At 41.0% G+C, this 23,166-nt stretch carries 23 protein-coding genes; 14 read left to right on the top strand and 9 right to left on the bottom strand.

All coding sequences use genetic code 11. From position 1 onward, the window contains the following. Positions 1-184 precede the first annotated feature (184 nt). Complete coding sequence (locus I6F10_RS17985) at positions 185-541, bottom strand: putative quinol monooxygenase (RefSeq protein WP_165743926.1); 357 nt, start codon at positions 539-541, stop codon at positions 185-187. Beyond that, positions 541-1,371, bottom strand: a complete 831-nt coding sequence (locus tag I6F10_RS17980; protein ID WP_165743925.1) for an SDR family NAD(P)-dependent oxidoreductase — start codon at positions 1,369-1,371, stop codon at positions 541-543. Before I6F10_RS17980 ends, I6F10_RS17985 begins: the two co-directional genes overlap by 1 nt. Positions 1,372-1,638: 267 nt before the next feature. Here I6F10_RS17980 and galE point away from each other — a divergent pair, with 267 nt between their 5' ends. The 7 genes from galE (at position 1,639) to glpD (ending at position 10,656) form a co-directional block, all read left to right on the top strand. Beyond that, entirely contained in the window at positions 1,639-2,652 is a 1,014-nt protein-coding gene (gene galE / locus I6F10_RS17975) for a UDP-glucose 4-epimerase GalE (protein WP_197099208.1), read from the top strand. A gap of 1 nt (position 2,653) precedes the next feature. Then, positions 2,654-3,718 carry a UDP-glucose--hexose-1-phosphate uridylyltransferase gene (locus tag I6F10_RS17970; RefSeq protein WP_165743923.1) on the top strand — a complete coding sequence of 355 codons (1,065 nt, stop codon included), beginning with the start codon at positions 2,654-2,656 and terminating at the stop codon, positions 3,716-3,718. Further along, positions 3,708-4,856: a galactokinase gene (gene galK, locus I6F10_RS17965; RefSeq protein ID WP_165743922.1), complete on the top strand. Its 1,149-nt coding sequence runs from the start codon at positions 3,708-3,710 to the stop codon at positions 4,854-4,856. The genes I6F10_RS17970 and galK overlap by 11 nt, the downstream gene beginning before the upstream one ends. 19 nt (positions 4,857-4,875) lie before the next feature. Next, complete coding sequence (locus tag I6F10_RS17960; protein WP_165743921.1) at positions 4,876-5,880, top strand: Gfo/Idh/MocA family protein; 1,005 nt, start codon at positions 4,876-4,878, stop codon at positions 5,878-5,880. 29 nt (positions 5,881-5,909) lie between these two features. Next, a complete protein-coding gene (locus tag I6F10_RS17955) occupies positions 5,910-7,232 on the top strand; it encodes an alpha/beta hydrolase family protein (protein ID WP_197099207.1) in 1,323 nt (440 codons plus the stop codon). A 207-nt stretch (positions 7,233-7,439) separates the two neighbouring features. Further along, on the top strand, positions 7,440-8,939 hold the full coding sequence (glpK, locus tag I6F10_RS17950) for a glycerol kinase GlpK (RefSeq protein WP_165743919.1): 1,500 nt from the start codon (positions 7,440-7,442) through the stop codon (positions 8,937-8,939). A gap of 211 nt (positions 8,940-9,150) precedes the next feature. Further along, complete coding sequence (glpD, locus tag I6F10_RS17945; protein ID WP_165743918.1) at positions 9,151-10,656, top strand: glycerol-3-phosphate dehydrogenase; 1,506 nt, start codon at positions 9,151-9,153, stop codon at positions 10,654-10,656. A gap of 59 nt (positions 10,657-10,715) precedes the next feature. Here the strand turns inward: glpD and I6F10_RS17940 are convergent, their stop codons facing one another. After that, positions 10,716-11,666 (bottom strand): 2-dehydro-3-deoxygalactonokinase, encoded by a 951-nt coding sequence (locus I6F10_RS17940; RefSeq protein ID WP_165743917.1) that lies wholly within the window; start codon positions 11,664-11,666, stop codon positions 10,716-10,718. A gap of 3 nt (positions 11,667-11,669) precedes the next feature. Continuing rightward, a complete protein-coding gene (locus I6F10_RS17935) occupies positions 11,670-12,428 on the bottom strand; it encodes an SDR family NAD(P)-dependent oxidoreductase (protein ID WP_002958845.1) in 759 nt (252 codons plus the stop codon). Between the two features lie 199 nt (positions 12,429-12,627). Between I6F10_RS17935 and I6F10_RS17930 the strand changes: the two genes are divergently transcribed. Next, the gene (locus I6F10_RS17930; RefSeq protein WP_024596672.1) at positions 12,628-13,329 is read left to right on the top strand and encodes a FadR/GntR family transcriptional regulator; all 702 of its coding nucleotides are present in this window, start codon (positions 12,628-12,630) and stop codon (positions 13,327-13,329) included. 208 nt (positions 13,330-13,537) lie between these two features. On the opposite strand, the gene accC is transcribed toward I6F10_RS17930, so the two are convergent. The 5 genes from accC to cutA all read right to left on the bottom strand — a co-directional run bounded on the left by accC (position 13,538) and on the right by cutA (position 18,238). Further along, positions 13,538-14,878: an acetyl-CoA carboxylase biotin carboxylase subunit gene (gene accC / locus I6F10_RS17925; protein ID WP_002958843.1), complete on the bottom strand. Its 1,341-nt coding sequence runs from the start codon at positions 14,876-14,878 to the stop codon at positions 13,538-13,540. Between the two features lie 26 nt (positions 14,879-14,904). After that, complete coding sequence (accB, locus tag I6F10_RS17920; protein WP_002958842.1) at positions 14,905-15,369, bottom strand: acetyl-CoA carboxylase biotin carboxyl carrier protein; 465 nt, start codon at positions 15,367-15,369, stop codon at positions 14,905-14,907. Positions 15,370-15,407: 38 nt separating this feature from the next. After that, positions 15,408-15,860 (bottom strand): type II 3-dehydroquinate dehydratase, encoded by a 453-nt coding sequence (gene aroQ / locus I6F10_RS17915; RefSeq protein WP_165743916.1) that lies wholly within the window; start codon positions 15,858-15,860, stop codon positions 15,408-15,410. Between the two features lie 228 nt (positions 15,861-16,088). Next, positions 16,089-17,918 (bottom strand): protein-disulfide reductase DsbD, encoded by a 1,830-nt coding sequence (locus tag I6F10_RS17910; protein WP_165743915.1) that lies wholly within the window; start codon positions 17,916-17,918, stop codon positions 16,089-16,091. Beyond that, positions 17,918-18,238: a divalent-cation tolerance protein CutA gene (cutA, locus tag I6F10_RS17905; protein ID WP_149601987.1), complete on the bottom strand. Its 321-nt coding sequence runs from the start codon at positions 18,236-18,238 to the stop codon at positions 17,918-17,920. Before cutA ends, I6F10_RS17910 begins: the two co-directional genes overlap by 1 nt. Positions 18,239-18,416: 178 nt before the next feature. Between cutA and I6F10_RS17900 the strand changes: the two genes are divergently transcribed. The 6 genes from I6F10_RS17900 to I6F10_RS17875 all read left to right on the top strand — a co-directional run. Next, entirely contained in the window at positions 18,417-18,893 is a 477-nt protein-coding gene (locus I6F10_RS17900) for an FxsA family protein (protein ID WP_002958838.1), read from the top strand. Between the two features lie 110 nt (positions 18,894-19,003). Then, positions 19,004-19,291, top strand: a complete 288-nt coding sequence (locus tag I6F10_RS17895; protein WP_002958836.1) for a co-chaperone GroES — start codon at positions 19,004-19,006, stop codon at positions 19,289-19,291. 48 nt (positions 19,292-19,339) lie between these two features. Continuing rightward, on the top strand, positions 19,340-20,980 hold the full coding sequence (gene groL, locus I6F10_RS17890; protein WP_165743914.1) for a chaperonin GroEL: 1,641 nt from the start codon (positions 19,340-19,342) through the stop codon (positions 20,978-20,980). Between the two features lie 193 nt (positions 20,981-21,173). Beyond that, the gene (rnk, locus tag I6F10_RS17885; protein ID WP_165743913.1) at positions 21,174-21,587 is read left to right on the top strand and encodes a nucleoside diphosphate kinase regulator; all 414 of its coding nucleotides are present in this window, start codon (positions 21,174-21,176) and stop codon (positions 21,585-21,587) included. Between the two features lie 200 nt (positions 21,588-21,787). Beyond that, complete coding sequence (locus I6F10_RS17880) at positions 21,788-22,219, top strand: VOC family protein (protein ID WP_024606507.1); 432 nt, start codon at positions 21,788-21,790, stop codon at positions 22,217-22,219. 436 nt (positions 22,220-22,655) lie between these two features. Further along, a partial coding sequence (locus I6F10_RS17875) for an IS66 family transposase (RefSeq protein WP_197099206.1) occupies positions 22,656-23,166 on the top strand: 511 nt, incomplete at its 3' end.

The following is a 23,166-nucleotide window of genomic DNA, read 5'->3' as shown; positions in this document are numbered from 1 at the left end:
GTAAGACCTTTACCAGCCTGAAGTTCAGCTAATGCTTTGTTGAAATCGAAAGATTGAGTCATGTGTCACTCCTGTTTTCTTAATAATACTGAAATGACACAGATTTCTAAACACTACCTAGTAATGCCACTAAAAAGAGCTCACTGATGAGGTGAGCTCTTTAGATCAACAATGGGTATTTTCTCTAAAACTTTACAAAGCCACCCACAGGTTTCATAAATACACTGCTTGGACCTGCAAAGGCTTGTGCAAACTCTTCTGATAATTGAGTAAATACCGTTACTTTATCCATATCAACTACGCTTAAAAATAGTGGGCCACTTTCGCCCCAACCAGCAAGATGCGCTTTAGCAGCATCTTCATCTTGGTAACGCTCGTAAATATGTACATTGCGCTTGTCTTCACTTACTGTCCGCTCATACATTAAAGTGCCCGCTTCACTTTTAGCCAAAGTAACTAATCGTGCCATTACCAGTAAAAACTCATCGTATTTACCTTCTTTAATTTGGCCTTGTACTGTCCAGGTAACATGATTTTTCATTATGCTTTACCTAATTTAAGCTGTGCTAAAATACTGTCTAACGTATCTACTAGTTGTTGATTTTTAGCATTATTAAGTGCATCAACATGAGGAGGCGCGAAGTGTCCTGTATCGTTATCAAAATACAGGCCTGCGGCATCTTTAAATTCATCACTAAGCGCTGCGCGACAAAAAATATCTGCGCCAATTTTTAAATCCCCACCATCTATACCGTAAGCGTCTTTTACCATTTTGCTTCCCAGTAACGATTTAGGGTTTACCGATACAACTAATGGCCCAGTATCTTTAAGCTCAAGCCCTAAATGACGCGACCACATAGTAATAGCCAATTTACTTTGTGCATAAGCCGCACTATCAGAAAGTTCAGTGTTAACCATAAGTGCATTTAAGTTAACGCTTGATTGCGCAGCTGATGACACATTAACCACTCGCGAATCATGACCAAGAACAGGTAATAATAGTTTTGTAAGAAGATATGGCGCAATCGTGTTTACAACAAAGCGAGCATCAAGGCCGTCAATTGTTGTAGCATCAACTAATTGATAAACGCCTGCGTTATTAATAAGTACGTCAAGCTGGTTATTATTTTCGGCCAAATCGGCTAATACATTTTTTGCCAAAGTTTGAACTTGGCTCATATCGCTTAAATCAGCAATATAAGTATGTGTACTTGCATTTGGGTATTGCTCGGTTAAAGCTACTTGTAGCGCATTGAGCTTTGCTTGGCTGCGGCCATGTAATAATACGGTGTGACCTTGTGCTAATAATATCTTTGCAGTTTCTAGCCCAATGCCATCGGTTGCGCCGGTAAGTAAAATTGTTTTGTTCATGTTGATCTCTCCTTACTTTATTTTCGCTATATTAGCACCCCGACTTACTGCTGATAATTAGGCCAATAGTTGAATCAGTTTATAGAATTAATTGATAAAGCTAAGCCTAAGTTAGTTAATATAAAAGCATTCCTTTAAGAGGAAGATGAGTGTTTAAGCTGAATGTTTTTTATGCTTTTATTTGAATTACTCAGCAATCATAACTATTGTTTTTAAATCACCTTAATAGTAGTATTTATCATATAAATACACTTTTCGAGAAATAACATGAAAGTTTTAGTTACTGGCGGCATGGGTTACATAGGTAGCCACACATGTATTGCATTGCATGAAGCAGGTGTTACGCCTGTTATTTATGATAACTTGTCTAATGCAAGTGCGCGGGTACTTGACCAACTCGAAAAGATTACGGGTACTCGGTTTGAGTTTATTTTGGGCGACATACAAGACGATCAACAGTTTAAGCTCGCTCTAAAACACACTAAAGCCGAAGCTGTTTTTCACTTTGCGGCTTTAAAAGCCGTTGGCGAATCTACCGAGCAACCGCTGCGTTATTATCAAAATAACGTGTCGGGCACATTAAGCATGCTACAAAACATGCAAGATGAAGGCGTTAACCATATTATATTTAGCTCATCGGCTACAGTATACGGCGAGCCAGACTACCTCCCTATTGACGAAAAGCACCCTATACGCGCAACGAACCCTTATGGTTGGACTAAAGTCATGGTTGAACAAGCCATGCAAGACGTATGTAATGCCAACAGTCAATTTATGGGTATTGCGCTTCGTTACTTTAACCCTGTAGGTGCACACCCAAGTGGTTTATTAGGTGAAAGCCCTAATGGTATTCCTAATAACTTAATGCCCTTTATTGCTCAAACTGCAGTAGGTAAACGTGACGTGGTCAATATTTTTGGTGACGACTACGACACCGAAGATGGCACAGGCGTGCGCGACTATATTCATGTTTTAGATTTAGCGAAAGGTCATGTTGCGGCATTTATGCAGCATAAAACAGATACCGCCTTTCATGCTTACAACCTAGGCACAGGGCAAGGTTATTCTGTGCTTGATATGATCAAAGCATTTAGCGCATCAGCCAATAAAGATATTCCGTATAAGATTGCACCGCGCCGAGCAGGTGATATTGCCTGTAACTACGCCGATGCCACAAAAGCGCAAAACACACTTAACTGGCACGCAGAACTAACACTTAGCGACATGACAAACGACACATGGCGCTGGCAAACTAATTACCCAAGTGGGTTGGAGAGTTAATATGGCTTTATTAGAAAGTACTCACAGACGTAAAAATCCGCTAACGGGTCGTTGGGTATTAGTGTCACCACATCGTAATAACCGTCCATGGTTAGGCGCAACAGAAGCCGTTAATGAAAACGTATTACCAAAACATGATGAAAGCTGCCCACTTTGCCCAAGCAATACCCGTGCAAATGGCGACAGTAACCCTGATTACAAATACACACACGTATTTAGAAATGACTTTGGCGCATTAACACCTAATGCCAGCGAGCAATTACAAAGCTTAGAATCAGACAGCGATTTATTTATTGCCGACGAAGCCAGTGGCGAATGCCGCGTAATTTGTTTTTCTCCAGAGCATAATAAAACACTTCCAGAGCTTGAGCACGATGCATTGCACGAAGTAGTAAAAACCTGGAAACAAAATTACACAGAGCTTGCACAGCAGTACGAATGTGTACAAGTTTTTGAAAATAAAGGCGAGATCATGGGTTGTTCGCAACCTCATCCTCACGGCCAAGTATGGGCTCACTCGCATTTATCAACCGAAATAGAAGCCGAAGATACCCAGCAGCTTGCTTATTATAAAAAGCATGGCACAGCTATGCTTGCCGATTACGCACAAAAAGAGCAAGCGGATCAAACACGTGTTGTATTTGAAAACGAACATTGGCTTGTTGTGGTGCCATTTTGGGCAGCGTGGCCGTTTGAAACAATGCTAGTAACTAAAGATAATATTCAAAACTTTAGCCAGTTAAACGATGCGCAAACAGACGCTTTAGCACAGGCACTTAAAGTATTAACCACTAAGTACGACAACGTATTTAATTGCAGCTTCCCGTATTCTATGGGGTGGCACAATGCACCCGCTAACAGAGGCTCTGATGAGCAACATTGGCGCTTACATGCACATTTTTATCCGCCGCTACTTCGCTCTGCTACTGTTAAAAAACACATGGTAGGCTACGAAATGCTAGGCGAAAGCCAACGCGATTTAAGCGCAGAAACCGCTGCTTCTATTTTAAAAGCAGCCAGTACAACACACTATAAAGATACAGCAGGACACACAGATGAAGCTTAACGAATTCCAACAACAATTTTTGTCACTGTATGGCGCGCCTGCTCAAGGTATTGCAGCAGCACCGGGGCGTGTAAACCTCATTGGCGAATTTACCGACTACAACGACGGTTTTGTTTTACCGTGTTCGTTAGAGTTTCGTACCCAAGTAATGTTTAAAGAGCGCGACGACAATATTATTACTGTGCATTCTTTAAATTACCCAGGCGAAAAAGACAGCTTTAGCGTTGATGAAGAAATCACTGAAGGCCAGTCGCAATGGGGTAATTACATTCGTGCTGTGACTTATGTTCTTAAAAGAGCGGGCTACACACTGCGTGGCGCCGACCTACTTATTGACAGTAACTTACCGCAAGGTAGTGGCTTGTCGTCATCGGCCGCACTAGAAGTTGCTGTAGGCGGTATGTTTAACCATATTGCACAGCTTGGTTTACCGCCAGAGCAAATTGCGCTATTTGGCCAAGAAGCCGAAAACGACTTTATGCATTGCCAATGCGGCATTATGGATCAGCTTATTTCAGCTAAAGGCGAGAACGGTCATGCACTATTAATCGACTGTGAAAACCTCGCAACTAAATCAGTTAAAGTTCCTGATGATTTAAATATTGTTATTGTTAATTCAAACTACCCGCGTAAGTTGGTTGATAGCGAATACAACCAGCGCCGTATTGACTGCGAACTAGCTGCTGTAAAAATGGGTGTAGAAACACTTCGCCAAGCCACCATGGCTGGCCTGCAAGCAGTAAAAGCGACATTAAGCGAAAACGAATATAAACGTGCACACCACGTAATTAGCGAAAACGACCGTGTAATTGCAGCAACTACTGCACTACAAAATAACGATATGGATGCACTTCGCACGCTAATGGCAGCATCGCATCAATCACTTAAACACGACTTTGAAGTAACCGTACCTGCAACCGATGGCTTAGTAGAAATTTGTAAAGAAGCGATGGGCGAGCGTGGCGCAGTTCGTATGACAGGGGGTGGTTTTGGTGGCGCAATTGTATGTTTATGTCGTGATGCGGAAGTACCACTAATTAAAGCAGCGGTAGAAAAGCATTACTTTGAACGCTTTAATTTAAATGCTGATATTTACGTATGTTCAGCGGGTTCAGGATTACAAATTACGTCTTTTTAAATAAACTTAAGGAATAAGCATGGCAAAGGTTAATTGGGGAATTATTGGGTGTGGCAATATAGCTCACACCTTTGCTACAAGCATTGCGCATTGCAGTGATGCACAGCTTACTGGCGCGGCATCAACGAGTATACAGCGCGCTAAAGAATTTGCCACACCGTACAATATTCAAGGCTATGAAAGCTATCAAGCTCTTATGCAATGCCCAAATATAGATGCTATTTATATTGCCAATACCCACGATCAACACTTTAAAACGATAGCCCAATGCTTAAAACACAATAAGCACGTGCTAAGCGAAAAACCAATCACCGTTAATGCTAAGCAGTTGCAAAGTCTCACTGAGCTTGCCAAGCAACAAAACTGCTTTTTAATGGAAGGCGTTTGGATGCGGTTTTTACCAGCCATAGTAAAATTACAACAGCTCCTAAGTGAAGGTGTTATTGGTAATGTGCACAGTGTTAATGCCAACTTTAGTTTACCTGGCAGCTTTGCCGACACTCACCGATTAATGAACCCTGTAACAGCGGGTGGCGCCCTGCTCGATTTAGGTATTTATCCTATTTCGATTGCTGATGTGGTATTTAATAAAGCACCTGAACACATCAACTCCTTTGTACATAAAAGCACAACCGGCGTTGATGAGCGAAGCACTGCTATAGTTGATTACGGTAACGGGCAATTTGCATCTCTTGCCAGCGCACTGCAGCAAAATGGCCCAACAGAAGCATGTATTAATGGTGAGCTTGGCTATATTCGAATACCTCAGTTTGTAGGTGCACAAACGCTAGAGCTACACATAAAAGACCAAGACCCTCAGTACTTTGAATACAACTTTAGTGACGATGAAAACTTTAAGTTTGAAATTGCACATGTAACGCAGTGTATATTACAAAAACAAACCCAAAGCAGCGTGTTGCCCCTCAGTACTAGCTTACGAGTTATGAACATAATGGATACCTTGCGAGCACAGTGGCTGCTGCAATATAGCAATGTCGTCGAGTCGGCTGAACTGACAAATTAAAAAATAAAAATACACAACAAGGACACACAATGACACACACACTCAAGGCGCTTTCAAAAGCCATATTACTTGCAACGTGCAGTTTATCTGCCAGTGTAGCTGTTGCTGAATCTAATAAACCAGAGCAGCTATACCCGCCAATCACTAGCGAAGTACTGCCAGAGCTTGCAGCTAAAGGTAGCTACAATGTAGGTGTGCAAACACTTGATTTAGTTAACCCTGCGCAATTTGACCCCGCTACACAAGGTCAAAAAGATCGTCCTTTAAAAGTAGAGGTGTGGTATCCGGCTGCAAATACAGCAAAAGCGCCACTTAGCAGCTACACAGATGAAACTCGCTCAGGTAAAGAGTTTACTTTGCAAGCCGATGCAATGCGTGATGTCGCCATTAATAATAAAGAGCACTACCCTGTGATAGTGCTTTCGCACGGTTATACCGGTTACCGTACAATTATGTACTACCTTGGCGAGCATTTAGCGTCGCACGGTTACATTGTGGTAGCTATTGACCATACTGACTCAACCAATGCCGATGTTGATTTTGAAAACGCACCGTTTTCTGGCTTTTTTAGCACGCTTATAAATCGCTCACGCGATCAGCAGTTTGTAATTAATTACTTTAATGAGCAAAACAACTTTGCCAGCAAGCAGGTAGATAACAAAAGCGCAGGTGTAATTGGTTACTCAATGGGTGGCTATGGCGCGGTAAATACGATAGGTGGTTGTTACGCTTTTAATGAGCAAACTACGGCTATGTTTACGGGTATGAAAGACCCAGCTCAAATTAAAAAAGTACAGCAATTACTAAACAGCTGCGCTGGTGGACAATACCAAAACCCAAAAATAGACCCTCGTATAAAAGCGATGGTGGCCTTTGCACCATGGGGCGGACAGCACGCTATATTTGATGCCAAAGCAATGGAAAATATTAAAGTACCTTCGCTTTATGTAGCCGGTAACTTAGATGACATTTCAGGCTATGAAGGCATTAAAAGTCTTTATGAACAAACAGGCAGCAAAGATAAGTACATGCTTACTTACAAAAATGCACGCCATAATATAGCACCACACCCAGCCCCTGCTATTGCACAAAGCAGCAGTGAGCTAGATATAGGCCATTACTATGAGCCTTCGTGGTCTATGCGCACACTAAACGAGACCAACAAACACTTTGTACTTGCCATGATGGATTGCCACGTAAAAGGCATAGCCAGCGAGTGTAAATACTTAGATTTACCACAAAACGGCGACCAAGCTGTTGTTGATGGTAAGCCGCTGCCACAGTGGCGCGGGTTTGATAATCGCTTTTCTACCGGTATGGATTGGCAACAAGCTAAACCTCACACCAAGTAATAATAAGCTTTAAGCGGTTGTTTTAATCAATAGCCGCATACGCCCTTAAAATAATGCAAAAATAAAACGCCTTTTATATAAAAGAGTTACCAGCAAATATTGGCGTGTTTATTTTTTAATCTGCTATTTTAAGAAAAAACCATTGCCATTAACTTCGGTTAAAGGCAATCTAGTCATATATAAGATAAGATAAATAACACAAATATCATGTCCAAATACATACTCTCAATTGATCAAGGAACCACAAGCTCTCGGGCCATCTTGTTTACAAAAGATGCAGACGTTTTTGGTACAGCACAACAAGAATTTTCGCAGCATTTTCCACAAAATGGTTGGGTAGAACACGACCCTAACGATATTTGGCAAACAGTGCTTAGCACTAGTCGCGAAGTGTTAACTAAAAACGATGTAAAGCCTGAAGAAATTATTGCCATTGGTATCACCAATCAGCGCGAAACCACTTTGGTGTGGGACAAAAAAACAGGCAAAACAATTTATAACGCTATTGTATGGCAAGACCGTCGCACCAGTGACTATTGCGAAAGCCTAACAACTGATGAGCTTTGCCAAACGATAAGCGATAAAACAGGCTTATTGCTCGACCCTTATTTTTCGGCCACTAAAATTCGTTGGATTTTAGATAACGTTGAAGGCGCACGCGAACAGGCCCTTGCAGGTGAGCTCGCCTTCGGTACGGTTGACACTTACCTACTTTGGCAGCTAACAGGCGGCAAAGAGCACCGCACAGATGCAACCAATGCATCGCGCACCATGTTATTTAATATTCATACCCAGCAGTGGGATCAAGAGCTTTTAGAGTTATTCGATATTCCAGAATCTATGCTGCCAGAAGTAATGGATTCTGCTGACGAGTTTGGTTCAACCAGCGCTGATATTTTTGGCGCGCCAATTCGTGTTTGTGGTATTGCAGGCGATCAACAAGCTGCGCTTGTAGGACACGCATGTTTTGAACAAGGCATGGCTAAAAGTACTTACGGTACTGGCTGTTTTTTAATGCTTAACACTGGCGAAAAAGCACTGACCTCAGAAAACCGCTTATTGACCACTGTTGCCTACAGATTAAACGGCAAGCCAACTTACGCCATTGAAGGCAGTATATTTATGGCTGGCGCAACTATGCAGTGGATTGTTGAAGGCTTAAAGCTACTTAGCCATGCTGGCGAAAGTGAGTCGATGGTTAAAGATGTACCGCTCGATCATGGTGTATTTTTAGTGCCTTCGTTTACGGGTTTAGGCGCTCCTTACTGGGACCCTAATGCGCGTGGCGCTATTTTAGGGCTAACACGCGACTCTGGTATTAGCACTATTGTTGCGGCTGCTTTGCAATCAGTTGGTTACCAGACCAAAGATTTACAAAAAGCGATGGAGCGTGATGGCCTTCGCCCAAGTGTGCTTCGTGTAGATGGCGGTATGGTAAAAAATAATTGGGTTATGACCTTTTTATCAAACATTTTAGGTGCAACAGTTGAGCGACCAACAGTGACCGAAACCACTTCTTTAGGGGTCGCTTATTTAGCGGGCTTGCAAGCAGGTGTGTACGAGTCGACTGAACAGTTATCTAAAATGTGGACATGCGACCGTCGCTTTGAGCCCACCATGAGTGCCGACGAGCGTAACGATCTATACGCAAAATGGCAGCACTGCGTAGCCCAAGTCTGCTTAACGAATAAAAACTGCCCGCAGTAAATACTAAGTGGCTAAGGCTAATACTTTAGCCACTTTGCTTTTTTAACTTAGCTAAATGCTAGATTTAAAAGGCATGCTTTACTGCTTAAAATTGAAAATGGATTGGCGTCAAAATTAACGAATGAAAATCTGGGTTTTCTATTGTCAAATGAAAACAGCAGCTTTATGATGTTTATGTCTTATTTATATTACAAATAAAAAGGTTAGCTCGGTGGAATTAGCAGATAACGAATATGACTTACTAGTCATCGGTGGCGGTGTAAACGGCACTGGAATAGCAGCTGATGCAGCTGGCAGAGGGTTAAAAGTTCTATTGTGCGAACAATCAGACCTTGCCTGTGCAACATCTTCAAACAGTTCTAAGCTGATCCACGGCGGTCTGCGCTACCTTGAGCATTACGAATTTAGATTAGTAAAAGAAGCGCTAGCAGAGCGAGAAGTGCTACTTAAAAACGCACCTCATATTATGTGGCCGCTAACCTTTAGATTGCCGCATCAAAAACACCTGCGCCCTGCGTGGATGATTCGTATTGGCTTGTTTATGTATGACAACCTAGCAAAACGCGAAACACTAGCGGGTTCTCGAAGCATTAAATTTGGTGAAAATAGCGTTTTAGAACCCTCTATTACTAAAGGTTTTGAGTACTCAGATGGCTGGGTTGATGATTCTCGCCTAGTCGTTTTAAACGCCCTAGCAGCGCAACAAAAAGGTGCTGTTATTACCACGCAAACTAAGTGTGTAAATGCTAAACGTGAGCAAGGTAAATGGCAGGTAACGCTTGAGCAGCAAAAGAGCAAAGCTAAATACACCATTTCTGCCAAAGGGATTGTTAATGCTGCGGGTCCTTGGGTTGCTAAATTATTTGACGAAGCTCTAACAGAAAAATCACCACAAAATATTCGCCTTGTAAAAGGTAGCCACATTGTAGTGCCTCGCATTCACGACGAAAAACAAGCTTATATTTTACAAAATAAAGATCAGCGTATTGTGTTTGTTATTCCGTTTGAAGATGACTTCTCACTTATTGGCACAACCGATGTAGAACACAAAGGTGAAGCACAAGACGTTAAAATTAGTGATGAAGAAATTGATTACTTAATTGATATTACTAATACCTACTTTAAACAACCGATTAAACGCGAAGACATAGTACATACCTTTTCTGGTGTACGCCCATTACTTGATGACGAATCAGTTAATGCACAAGCCGTTACTCGCGATTATAAATTAGAGCTTTCGAGTGATGCTAAGCAAACACCTCTACTGAGTGTGTTTGGCGGAAAAATTACAACTTATCGCAAACTTGCCGAAGCTGCGGTTAATAAGCTTGAAGATTTTTATCCGCAAATGAGCAAAGCGTGGACCAAACATAGTCCGCTCCCTGGTGGTGATTTTAGCTCTGTAGAAGCACTTAAATCAGAGCTAAAAGCAAAATACGAATGGCTACCTGAAATAACACTTAAACGCTTTGTACGCACTTATGGTACTCGTGCTAAACATATTTTAGGTAGTGCAACTGGCCTGAGTGATTTAGGCCAAGATTTTGGCCATGGTTTATTTGCAGCAGAAGTAGATTACTTGCTAAATGAAGAGTGGGCAGAAAACGCATACAATATTTTATGGCGCCGCAGTAAATTAGGACTACGTTTTAATGAGGCGCAAGTTGCTGCGCTTAATGATTATATTGAGCATAACCAAGCAGCTAAAAACGCTTAACTATCAAGTAATAATAGCTTCCTGTTAACCCCTTTTTAATTTAACCGTTATAAAGGGGTTTATTTTTTTGACTCTAAATTAAATAAATAATTAAAGCCGCTAAGCGTCGCTGTTTTAATATCAAACTCAACACACTTCACACCTATTTGGTTAAGCGCCGTAGTAAAACACTTATTCAGCTGCTTTGTGCCAATCACCACAACTTGCGTATCACTTAATAATTGCCATTCACTAGCGTGGCGAGCTGCTCGTACATCGCTGCCAATTAATACACCCGACAAATAGGCTTTAGCTTGTACTGGCGTTAACTCCTTTGAAAGCTGGCGGGTACGCACACTAAAAATACCATGTGCCAAGTTACCGCTATCACTACCTAAAGTTAGCTCACAGCCTTGCTCAAATGCTTTAAAGTCAAACTCACCTTCTGCGCAGTCGTTAGGAATTAAAACACTTTGATGACATAACAAATCATATAACTCACCGGTCATGGCTGTTTTAAAGCAAATGATTTCGCCATTGTTTATAAGCACCCATTTGGTATGTGTGCCAGGCAAACAGAGTAATATTTTACCTTGTTGATACTGTGGGTTTTGCTTTAAAAACCCTAAAATTTGCAGCTCTTCGCCGCGCATTACATCAAACAAGCCATTTTGCAGCGTACACTTTGTGCCAGGTAACGCTTTAGTAATATGTCCATCGCAATCAAAGCTAACAGCAGCATTAAGTAACCCTTCGGGATTAATTGGGCATTCTAAATAAGGCGTTTCGTGCCAGCCGATGCTTGAGGTAATTTGTCCTGCAATATATATAGGTAAGCTGCCATATTCTTGCTTCCACACCGCAATGGTGTCGATTAGGGTTTGCTCAAAATTTTGATTTGCCTTAATAACACCAGGGCCATCACGTTGTGCTAATAGTTTAAGTGTTGATTGCGCTCGTACTTCGCACAAATAAGCGCGTAAATGGCTCGTGCCCCAGTCAACAGCAATAAAAAGAGATGAAGTAGCCAAGCTTTAAAGCCTCCCACCGTCAATTTTAATACTTTGCCCGGTGATCATACTGCTTTCATCGGCGGCTAAAAAGAGTGCCAAATTAGCAACATCTTCAGGAGTTACTAATTTTTTAAGTGCCATGGCTTCCATCCACTTAACTTGCTCTTCTTCGGTAAACCAGCTTGCTAGTTGACGGTCGGTAGCCACCCACCCTGGTAAAATAGCGTTAACGCGAATACCAAACTCGCCGTAATCGCGAGCCAATGCCTTAGTCATACCAATTAGCCCTGCTTTTGCGGTTACATAGCCTGCCATTTGTGGCTGGCCCATAATCGCGTTAATAGAGCTAAAATTAATGATACTGCCGGCTCCATCGCCTTTCATAAAAGACATAGCAACTTGAGAGGCAAAAAATGCAGGGTTTAAGTTTATTTGTAAGCACTGATCCCAGTCTTGCACTGTAACGTCTTCGCTCGCTTGGCGGCGGTCGTTCGCTACATTATTAACTAGTACATTAATGGCACCAAAAGCGGCGCATGCATCCACAAGTGATTGCTGAAGTGCATGAGAGTCAGTTACATCAACTTGCCTATACCATAGTTTTGCATTGGGTAAATCACGAATAAGCGATTGCGCTGCCTTATCATCAATATCTATAAATGCTACTTTTGCATTTTGGTTTACAAAGGATTTAACCATTGCTCTACCAATGCCTGATGCACCGCCTGTAATAAAAATAACTTTACCAGAAAGACTATGATATTGAGCTAGGGTGTTCAAATTCAACTCTCCATACAGCGCATTTTCAATTTTAATTAAACCCTTTATAAACTTACATTTACATTATAAAGAGCCAAACTAAGTTGTTATTGCTGTGCTAAAATATTTAACTAATTAAAAGTTTATATCATATCCTTAAGTACATTAATATGATATATGATATATAATAAAGCAATATATCAACTCGGAATCCTGCGCAATGAAAAGCCAACCCCGTCAAAATTTAACACAACAATTAACCCACGATTTGGGTTTTGCTATTGTGCGTGGTGTTTACCCTGTAAGCGAAGGCCTGCCTTCTGAAGCCGATTTATGTATAAAGTATGATGTAAGTCGCAGCGCTACCCGCGAAGCGGTAAAAATGCTCTCTGCTAAAGGATTAATTTCATCGCGTCCTAAGCAAGGTATTCGTGTATTACCTGAAAGTAGCTGGAACATGTTTGATACCGACGTACTACGTTGGATTTTAAGCAGCAAACCATCACTGTCGTTATTAAAAGAGTTTACTCAAGTACGCGTAGCCCTTGAACCACAAGCGGCCGCTCTTGCAGCACTAAATGCAACTGCTGAACAACTCGCTGATATAGATAGTGCCTTAGCCCGTATGGCTGAAGCAGACGAAGGCTTAGACGACCCACTAGAAGCCGACATTGCTTTTCATACCAGCATATTAGTGGCCAGTAACAATCGCTTTTTTGTGCAGTTAACTGAGTTTATTAGTACAGCCCTTAGAGTAAGTATTCGTTATACAAACCACATTAAAGGTGTACCGGGCGCAGATGTTGCTAAGCACGCTGATATTTTAGAGACCATAAAGTCACGCGACCCTGAGCGCGCTAAAAAAGCAGTAGAAACAATTTTAGAAGAAGCACTACAGTTAATTGAATCTAAATTAGTGTAATGTTAGTTCAACATATTATATAAATATTGAGTCCATCGAATTTACTCTTTGCAGTATATTTTATGGACTTTTTTATTGTCTATAAAACTTAAATTACAGGCATTAAAAAATCCGATATCAGTCTCCTGATATCGGATTTTTAATTATTTAAATCAGCTTAATAACTCGGGTTATTAACTAAGATAAAACGCCTTTTTACAGGCTAGAATTACAATCCTAATTTCTTCTCAAGATAGTGGATGTTAGTACCACCATTTTGGAAGTTTTCATCTGCAAGAATTCTCTTATGCAAAGGAGTATTAGTTTTAATTCCGTCAATTACTAGCTCGTTAAGTGCATTGCGCGCGCGGGCAATAGCTACGTCACGATTTTCACCGTAAGTGATTAACTTACCAATCATTGAATCGTAATGTGGTGGAACCGTATAGTCAGCGTAAATATGGCTGTCCCAACGAATACCTAAGCCACCAGCAGGATGGAAACGTGTAATTTTACCCGGTGAAGGGATAAACGTTTCAGGGTCTTCAGCATTAATACGACACTCAATAGCATGACCACGAATAACAACGTCGTCTTGCGTGAATGATAATGGCTGACCCGCAGCAATTTTTAACTGCTCTTTGATTAAATCAATACCAGTAACCATTTCAGTTACAGGGTGTTCAACCTGAATACGTGTATTCATTTCGATGAAGTAAAACTCGCCGTTTTCGTATAAAAACTCAAACGTACCTGCACCGCGGTAACCGATTTCGATACATGCACGTGTACAGCGTTCACCAATAAATTTACGTGTTTCTGCAGTAATACCTGGCGCTGGTGCTTCTTCAACTACTTTTTGGTGACGACGTTGCATAGAACAATCACGTTCACCTAAATGTACTGCATTACCTTGGCCATCTGCTAATACTTGAACTTCGATATGGCGTGGGTTTTCAAGGAATTTCTCCATGTAAACCATGCTATTACCAAAGAACTGCTTAGCTTCTTGCTGTGTTAATGCAATTGAATCAATAAGTTCAGATTCGCTACGAACAACACGCATACCACGACCACCACCGCCACCAGCGGCTTTGATGATTACCGGGTAACCGATTCGTTTAGCGATTTGCATGTTACGTTCTTTATCATCTGATACCGGACCATCAGACCCTGGTACACATGGAACGCCTGCTTTACGCATTGCTGAAATAGCAGAAACTTTATCACCCATAAGGCGAATAGTGTCACCTTTTGGACCAATAAATACAAAACCACTTTGCTCAACTTGGTCGGCAAAATCAGCGTTTTCTGCAAGGAAACCGTAACCTGGATGAATCGCTACAGCGTCAGTTATTTCAGCCGCAGCAATAATGCGCGGGATATCTAAATAACTTTCAGTTGCTGATGGTCTACCAATACAGATGGTTTCATCTGCAAGCAATACATGCTTAAGATCGCGATCCGCCGTTGAATGCACAGCAACCGTTTTGATCCCAAGCTCTTTGCAGGCGCGCAATATACGAAGTGCAATTTCACCTCGGTTTGCAATGACTACTTTATCTAACATTAGAGTTGGCCTTTTAGGTTACGCTATTATTCAATGATGAATAGAGGTTGATCAAATTCTATTGGCTCGCCATTTTCAGCTAAGATAGCTCTTACTGTACCGGCTTTATCTGACTCAATTTGGTTCATCATTTTCATAGCTTCGATAATACAAAGCGTATCGCCAACTTTAACTTGCTGACCAACTTCTACATACGCTGGAGCTTCAGGAGACGCTGCTGCATAGAAAGATCCAACCATTGGTGATTTAACTTGATGGCCAGTAGGTTCTGCTGGAGCTGCTGCTTCAACTGCTACAGGAGCTGCTGCAACTGGAGCTGGGGCTGCTGGCGCCGGTGCATATTGCTGTGGAGCAAATTGCGGGTAACCAGGGCCTGCGCTCATGTTGTTACGGTTAATACGTACTGATTCTTCACCTTCAGTGATTTCTAGCTCAGCAATACCTGATTCTTCTACTAATTCGATAAGCTTCTTTATCTTGCGAATATCCATTACACGACCCGCCTGTTTGTTTGTGTGTTAATTTAAAATTAAATCGAGTTTTTCAACCGGCTCACAGCGGCATTTAATGCTGCGTGGTAACCCATTGCACCTAATCCACATATCACGCCTTGTGCCACATCAGAAAAATACGAATGATGACGAAAGGCTTCACGTGCGTGCACATTACTTAAGTGCACTTCAAAAAACGGAATATCAACACTTAGCAATGCATCACGTAATGCAACGCTTGTATGCGTAAATGCAGCAGGGTTAATTATTATGTAATCAACCGTTTGCCAAGCACTGTGTATTCGATCAATGAGGGCTTGCTCACTATTACTTTGAAAATGTGCTAACTCAACATCTAGACTATCAGCGGCACTGGTTAGTTCGCTCATAATTTCACTTAGCGTTTGAAAACCGTATTTATCCGGTTCACGTTTGCCAAGCATGTTCAAATTTGGACCATTTATAACTAAAAGGTTAAATTTTGCAGCCATAATACGCGATATATCCTATAAGTAATGAGTTAAGCGGTTGCTAAGTAGTTTTTCGCTTTTAAGTAAGCAGAAAAAAGTAATGTAGCAACAAATTCTCACGTTAACCAACTATTATAGTGATTTCGATGTAAATAGCAGCAAAATACTGGTCCAATCTCTGTTTTGGGAACGGATAACTAGGAGGGAGTCGTAAGCCACTTGCTATATCCAAGTGGCTCTATTGCACTATTATTGTGCGCTGGCGCGCACTGTAGCAAGGTGTGTAGCAAAATCTTCTGCGTTTAAAAAGCCGGTTACACGTTGTGTAGTTAGCTCTTTACCTTGGGTGTTAAAAAACAAAATACTAGGTAAACCAAACACGGTGTACTCTTCCATTAACTCAATTGTTTTATTGTCACTGTTTGTTAAATCAACTTGAATTAGCTGATAATGGCTAAATTCACTTTGCACTTTGGCATCTGGAAACGTGTAATGCTCAAACTCTTTACACGCCACACACCAGTCAGCATATAAGTCGACCATAACCATTCGACCTTCATTACTCGCTTGCGCTACGGCTTCTTTTAGCTCAGCTAAATCCGCCACCTTTTTAAACTCATTACTTTGTAAGCTAACTTGCACAGCTTGTACTGGCCAAAAGTAGTTTTTAGTTAACGTAAACCCTGTCATAACTAATAGCGTTGCAGCAAACCATAATGCAGTTTTTAACTTGCTTTGTGTTTGGCTACTTTGCCAGTGATGTAGGTAAAGTGCCGTTGCTAATGCAAGCACACCTGCCATTAATAATATAATGTCGGCGCTTACTAGTCGCTCAAGTAATATAAGCGGCACAACAAGCATTACAAAGCCAAACAAAGTTTTAACTTGCTCCATCCAACCACCTGCTTTAGGCAGCAATTTACCGCCAGATGTACCAAGTAATAAAAGTGGTAACCCCATACCTAAACTAAGCACGTATAGCGTTAAACCACCCACTAAGTAATCACCACTTTGCGCTACAAATAACAGCGCAGCCGACAGTGGCGCAGTAGTACACGGTGATGCAATTAACCCCGACAGTACGCCCATTAAAAATACGCCAACGTAGTTGCCGCCTTTTTGGTTATTACTTACCTGAGTTAGCTTGCTCATCATACTGCTTGGCAGTTTTATTTCGTACCAACCAAACATCGACATAGCCAATAATACAAATAGTAAACTAAAGCTAACTAATACAAATGGATGCTGTAAATACCCCTGCACTTGCCCACCAAGCGCCGCAACAACTAAACCAAGTGCTGCATAGGTAACTGCCATACCTTGTATATATACAAACGACAACGCAAACGCTTTTTTAGTTGAAAGGTTTTGCTGACCCGCAATTAAGCTCGACAAAATAGGAAACATAGGGAATACGCAGGGCGTAAAAGCAAGGCCTACACCAACAACAAAAAATATAAGTAAATTAGTTATTAAGCCCTGACTTGCTAATTGCTCAGTAAAAGTAAGCTCTTTTTCGGTATCATCAGAATTTGTTGTAGGTTCAGTAGCTGGCTCGTTAAGTGCTGCAAATGTACTTTGCGCAGTTGCTGCTTCATCTGTAGTGTTATTTTGGTCTACATTTTTAATCTGTGCGCCACTAATAACACTAAGTGGGATGCTAATTACTTCTGGTGGATAGCAAAGCCCTGCTTTTGCACAGCCTTGGTAACGAACTTTAACCACGGCGCTTTCGGTTACATTACTTAGCTTACTAATAACACTCGCGGAATTAAAAAAAACCTCTGTTTTACCAAAAAATTCATCTTCAATAATTTCGCCACTGCCAGTGTCGCCTACTTGAATGTTTGCACCTTTGGCGATAATTTCTATTTTCTTTTTATATAAATAATAGTCTGGTGCTATATCCCAACCTACAAACAAGGTACTGCCTTGTTGGTCAAAATCAAAAACAAACGCTTGGTCTACAGGTAAAAAAGTCTGTTGCGGAGGCCCAAGTAGATCACCAAGCACATTATTAGTCGCAGCCTTTACGGGTACGGTTAATAATGTAACCAACAATAAAAAGAAAAAACGCATTAATTCAGTACCTCGTCCATCCAATTAAAATACGCCAAATTACCAGTTGAAACTTCTACAACCTGAATCTCCGGCACTTCGTAGCTATGTAGATCTTTTATTGTTAAAAATACATCGTTCATTTTATCTGCTTTTGTTTTTATAAGTAGCTTGGCTTCAGTTGCTTCTGCTACTTCGCCTTCCCACATATAAATAGAGCCCATGTTAGGTAAAATATTTACACAAGCTGCTAGCTTTTTTTCTACCAACGCCCTTGCTAGGCTGCGTGCTTCTGCTTCATCTTTGCAGGTCGTAAAAATCATTTTAAAATGCGTAGTCATTATGAACCTATTCTTATTGGACAGTGTCTAGCTTCATAGTATCTGATAGCCGATACAATGTGTAGACGCTTAAATATCAGTAAAATGACTATACCTATGCCCTAACCTTGAAAAGAGACCTAGTCACCCTCATTTATATTTCATCAACTCTTTTGAGTGTCATTATTTAGAGAGCGCTATGTTTAGATTTTTATTTGTGTTGTTTATCATCATCCCTATTATCGAAATCGCCTTACTGATTCAAGTAAGCGATGTGATTGGCGGATTTGCAACAATTGCACTTGTTGTTATTACCGCGATTTTAGGTGCCAAAATGGTTAAAACACAAGGTATGGGTGCGCTGCAAAACGTACAAGCGCAAATGGCGCAAGGGCAAATGCCAGCCAAAGAATTATTTACCGGAATATGCGTTGTAATTGCAGGGGTATTATTACTTACTCCTGGCATTATGACCGACGTGTTTGGGTTACTATTATTAACGCCTGCAATTCGTAACAAACTGGCCGCAGGCCTTGCTAGCCAAGCAACTGTTAGAATGAGCGCAGGTAGGCAACAAGGGCCATCGCCGTTTGCTGGGCAGCAACATGCTGAACGAGAGCAAGGGCAAATGGAACGACCAACGACTATTGATGGCGAATATGAGCGAAAAGATTAAAAATTTATCATTTTTTCTCTTGGAATTTTACACTCTACCCCCATTAATGAATGCAAATTAGAAAAGCTTTTTTCTGTACTGTTCAGAAACTGTTAGGAGAACTAAAAAACATGAACATTCGTCCTTTACAAGATCGCGTAATCGTTAAACGTCTAGAAGAAGAAACAAAATCTGCTGGCGGTATTGTATTAACTGGCTCTGCAGCTGAAAAATCAACTCGCGGAGAAGTTGTAGCCGTAGGTAATGGTCGCGTTTTAGATAACGGTGATGTGAGAGCGTTAGAAGTTAAAGCCGGTGACACTGTGTTATTTGGCTCATATGTTGAAAAAGTTGAAAAGATCGAAGGTCAAGAGTACCTGATCATGCGTGAAGATAATATTTTAGGCATTGTAGGCTAAACCTACTTTTCGTTTATAAACATTTAAGAATTTAGAGGAATTTAAAACATGGCAGCAAAAGAAGTACTTTTTGCAGGTGACGCACGCGCTAAAATGCTAACTGGCGTAAACATCCTGGCAAACGCAGTAAAAGTTACATTAGGTCCTAAAGGCCGTAACGTTGTACTAGACAAATCATTTGGCTCTCCAGTTATCACTAAAGATGGTGTATCTGTAGCAAAAGAAATCGAACTTGAAGACAAGTTTGAAAACATGGGCGCACAAATGGTTAAAGAAGTTGCATCTAAAGCAAATGATGCAGCCGGCGATGGTACAACTACCGCTACAGTACTTGCACAGTCTATTGTTAATGAAGGCCTTAAAGCTGTTGCAGCAGGCATGAATCCAATGGATCTTAAGCGCGGCATCGACAAAGCAGTTATTGCTGCTGTTGCAGAGCTTAAAGCGTTATCTGTTCCTTGTTCTGATACTAAAGCAATTGCACAAGTAGGTACTATTTCAGCTAACTCTGATCAAGAGATTGGTAATATCATTGCTCAAGCAATGGAAAAAGTAGGCCGCAACAGTGGTGTTATTACTGTAGAAGAAGGTCAATCACTTGAAAACGAACTAGATGTTGTTGAAGGCATGCAGTTTGACCGTGGTTACTTATCTCCTTACTTTATCAACAGCCCAGAAAAAGGCACTGTTGAGCTAGATAACCCATTTATTCTACTTGTAGATAAAAAAATATCTAACATCCGCGAATTATTGCCAACATTAGAAGCGGTTGCTAAAGCAAGTAAACCACTACTAATCATTGCAGAAGACCTTGAAGGCGAAGCACTAGCTACATTAGTAGTTAATAACATGCGCGGTATTGTTAAAGTATCAGCTGTTAAAGCACCTGGCTTTGGCGATCGTCGTAAAGCAATGCTACAAGATATTGCTGTTTTAACTGGCGGTACTGTTATTTCTGAAGAAATCGGCTTAGAGCTTGAAAAAGCAACAGTTGAAGACTTAGGTACAGCTAAACGCGTAATTATCACTAAAGATGATACAACTATCATTGACGGTGCTGGCGAAGAAGCGAGTATTACTGGTCGTGTTTCTCAAATTAAAGCACAAATTGAAGAAGCTACATCTGACTACGATAAAGAAAAACTTCAAGAGCGCATGGCTAAATTAGCTGGCGGTGTTGCAGTAATCAAAGTAGGTGCTGCTACTGAAATCGAAATGAAAGAGAAAAAAGACCGCGTTGAAGATGCATTAAATGCAACTCGTGCAGCGGTTGAAGAAGGCGTAGTACCTGGCGGCGGTGTTGCACTTGTACGTGCTGCTAGCAAGCTAGTTGATTTAGTTGGCGACAACGAAGATCAAAACCACGGTATTAAAGTTGCACTTCGTGCGATGGAAGCACCACTTCGTCAAATCGTAACTAACGCAGGCGACGAAGCATCAGTTGTAATTAACGCAGTTAAAGGCGGCGATGGTAACTACGGTTACAACGCAGCAACTGGCGAATACAACGACATGATTGAAATGGGTATCCTAGATCCTACTAAAGTAACACGCTCTGCGCTACAGTTTGCAGGGTCTATTGCGGGTCTAATGATCACTACTGAAGCAATGGTAGCTGAAATCCCTAAAGACGAATCTGCTGGTGCACCTGATATGGGCGGCATGGGTGGAATGGGCGGCATGATGTAATCATCCCCTAAACACCTAGCTCAAATAAAAACCCAGCTTCGGCTGGGTTTTTAGCTATTGGGCACAAATAAAGTAAAAGCCACAGGTGTGGCTAATTAATAAAATGACTTCGCGTATCCCTTTGCTTCTTAAATGCATGCCAAGCCATACTCAGAGTTAATTTTATTTATTAAAAATTATTAAGGATATTAAGATGAATAAAAAACCTGAACTAATCATCTCATCACTCGATGCAGATAGATTGTATGACTTAATGGAATCATTGCCTGCAGGTAGCTTTACTAATAAAGAAGAATTGGAAGCTGAACTGGCACGAGCGACAATAGTCGAACCTAAAGATATGCCATCGTCAGTTGTAACAATGAACTCAACTGTAAACTTTATTGTTGAGTCTTCTAAAGAAGAATTTACGTTAACCTTAGTGTACCCAAAAAACAGTGACTCTAGCGGCGATAAAATATCGATATTATCCCCCGTTGGTAGCGCATTACTTGGGCTAAACCAAGGCGATGAAATTGAGTGGCCTAAACCGAGTGGCGGCTTAATAAAGGTAAAAATAAAAGAAGTAACCTATCAACCAGAACGTACTGGCGAATTACACAGATAAACATTTTATGCATTTAACGCTAAAACTCGACTTAAAGTAAACCCAGCCTCGGCTGGGTTTTGCTTTTTATTATAAACCAGATTGTTACTGTTTAATTTATACCTATAAATAAGCTACATACTGCGAGCATATACCCTACTTGATCGTTTACTAAATATGATAAAAAGTACATTTATTTAATAGTACGGAGTAAACCAAACATGACTAACGTTCAACAGCATATAAGCGGCATTGCATTAGTTGTTAAGGACTACGACGATGCCATTGAGTTTTATACTCAAAAGCTCAACTTTGAGTTAGTCGAGGATACTGATTTAGGAGATGGTAAACGCTGGGTATTAATTTCACCTCCAAATTCAAACGGGGCTTGTTCAAACAGAGCTAATTCGAGCAGGACTAATCTACTGCTTGCTAAAGCCACAACGCCCAAACAAATTAGCGCTATTGGTAATCAAACGGGTGGTCGCGTGTTTTTATTTTTGCATACTAATGATTTCTGGCGAGATTATAATTTAATGCTTTCTAAAGGTGTTACATTTAACGAAGAGCCTAGAGTAGAACCCTATGGCACCGTAGTGGTTTTTGAAGACCTATATGGTACAAAATGGGATTTACTGCAGCTTAATAATTAGGTAACTATTCACCAAGACAAATTATTTTCTAAGGATCTTTTTTAGCTATTGACTGATCCTGCCAGTATGCCAAGCTAGAGCTATTACCCTATCGCTCTAGCTTTAATGAATTTAAACAGCATAAATATCACTGAAATAGTTGAGCAAACTAAAACTCAGTTACAAGAAGATAAAACACTCTCGCCAGCGTTGAAGATGTCTATTGAACTCATTTTTGTTGTCGTTGTTATGCTAGCTAGTAAATTAGGACTTAATAGTCAAAATAGTAGCATTCNCTGGCGGACAAAAAGGCCGAGTAGGTAAAACGCTGACTCAAACAGAAACACCTGATGAGGTACAAGTCATTTTAGTTGACCGAGATTTTTTACCTAAAGGTCACTATCGTGAGGTGGGTTTTCAAAAGCGACAAGTCGTCGATATAGATATCAGTAAAGTGGTGACCGAATACCAGGCTCAAATCCTTGAGAATGAGCAAGGGAAGCGGTTTGTTGGTGAATTCCCCCAAGGTGTTAACGGTCCTATTCAATATGGTGTTGGTGTGAAAGCCCATGCGGTTTACTTATCACAATATCAATTACTCCCTTATAACCGCATTGAAGAATACTTTAGTGACCAACTAGGTATTCCGATCAGTGCCGGCAGTTTATTTAACTTTAATGAACAAGCAGCGGCACTGGTAAAGTCATCGGGCGCAGAAGGTATCATCAAAGCGGCATTACAAAGCCCGCATCAAACTTTGCATGTTGATGAGACTGGCATTAATATCGGCGGTAAACGGCGATGGCTTCATGGTGCATCAACGACTTGGTGGACTTATTTTTATCCTCATGAAAAAAGAGGAAAAATAGCGATGGATGAGGCCGGTATTTTACCGCACTTTACCGGTGTGCTATGTCATGACCATTGGAAGCCATATTATCAATATACCCAATGCCAACATGCATTAT

Source organism: Pseudoalteromonas sp. SWYJZ98, assembly GCF_015864495.1.
Classification (GTDB): Bacteria; Pseudomonadota; Gammaproteobacteria; order Enterobacterales; family Alteromonadaceae; genus Pseudoalteromonas; species Pseudoalteromonas distincta.
This window is presented reverse-complemented; position numbering and strand designations above follow the sequence as displayed.

Excerpts from the sequence above, each read along its gene's own strand:
- I6F10_RS17985 (WP_165743926.1), bottom strand. The coding sequence starts at position 541 with ATGAAAAATCATGTTACCTGGACAGTACAAGGCCAAATTAAAGAAGGT.
- I6F10_RS17980 (WP_165743925.1), bottom strand. The coding sequence starts at position 1,371 with ATGAACAAAACAATTTTACTTACCGGCGCAACCGATGGCATTGGGCTA.
- galE (WP_197099208.1), top strand. The coding sequence starts at position 1,639 with ATGAAAGTTTTAGTTACTGGCGGCATGGGTTACATAGGTAGCCACACA.
- I6F10_RS17970 (WP_165743923.1), top strand. The coding sequence starts at position 2,654 with ATGGCTTTATTAGAAAGTACTCACAGACGTAAAAATCCGCTAACGGGT.
- galK (WP_165743922.1), top strand. The coding sequence starts at position 3,708 with ATGAAGCTTAACGAATTCCAACAACAATTTTTGTCACTGTATGGCGCG.
- I6F10_RS17960 (WP_165743921.1), top strand. The coding sequence starts at position 4,876 with ATGGCAAAGGTTAATTGGGGAATTATTGGGTGTGGCAATATAGCTCAC.
- I6F10_RS17955 (WP_197099207.1), top strand. The coding sequence starts at position 5,910 with ATGACACACACACTCAAGGCGCTTTCAAAAGCCATATTACTTGCAACG.
- glpK (WP_165743919.1), top strand. The coding sequence starts at position 7,440 with ATGTCCAAATACATACTCTCAATTGATCAAGGAACCACAAGCTCTCGG.
- I6F10_RS17930 (WP_024596672.1), top strand. The coding sequence starts at position 12,628 with ATGAAAAGCCAACCCCGTCAAAATTTAACACAACAATTAACCCACGAT.
- accC (WP_002958843.1), bottom strand. The coding sequence starts at position 14,878 with ATGTTAGATAAAGTAGTCATTGCAAACCGAGGTGAAATTGCACTTCGT.
- accB (WP_002958842.1), bottom strand. The coding sequence starts at position 15,369 with ATGGATATTCGCAAGATAAAGAAGCTTATCGAATTAGTAGAAGAATCA.
- aroQ (WP_165743916.1), bottom strand. The coding sequence starts at position 15,860 with ATGGCTGCAAAATTTAACCTTTTAGTTATAAATGGTCCAAATTTGAAC.
- I6F10_RS17910 (WP_165743915.1), bottom strand. The coding sequence starts at position 17,918 with ATGCGTTTTTTCTTTTTATTGTTGGTTACATTATTAACCGTACCCGTA.
- cutA (WP_149601987.1), bottom strand. The coding sequence starts at position 18,238 with ATGACTACGCATTTTAAAATGATTTTTACGACCTGCAAAGATGAAGCA.
- I6F10_RS17900 (WP_002958838.1), top strand. The coding sequence starts at position 18,417 with ATGTTTAGATTTTTATTTGTGTTGTTTATCATCATCCCTATTATCGAA.
- I6F10_RS17895 (WP_002958836.1), top strand. The coding sequence starts at position 19,004 with ATGAACATTCGTCCTTTACAAGATCGCGTAATCGTTAAACGTCTAGAA.
- groL (WP_165743914.1), top strand. The coding sequence starts at position 19,340 with ATGGCAGCAAAAGAAGTACTTTTTGCAGGTGACGCACGCGCTAAAATG.
- rnk (WP_165743913.1), top strand. The coding sequence starts at position 21,174 with ATGAATAAAAAACCTGAACTAATCATCTCATCACTCGATGCAGATAGA.
- I6F10_RS17880 (WP_024606507.1), top strand. The coding sequence starts at position 21,788 with ATGACTAACGTTCAACAGCATATAAGCGGCATTGCATTAGTTGTTAAG.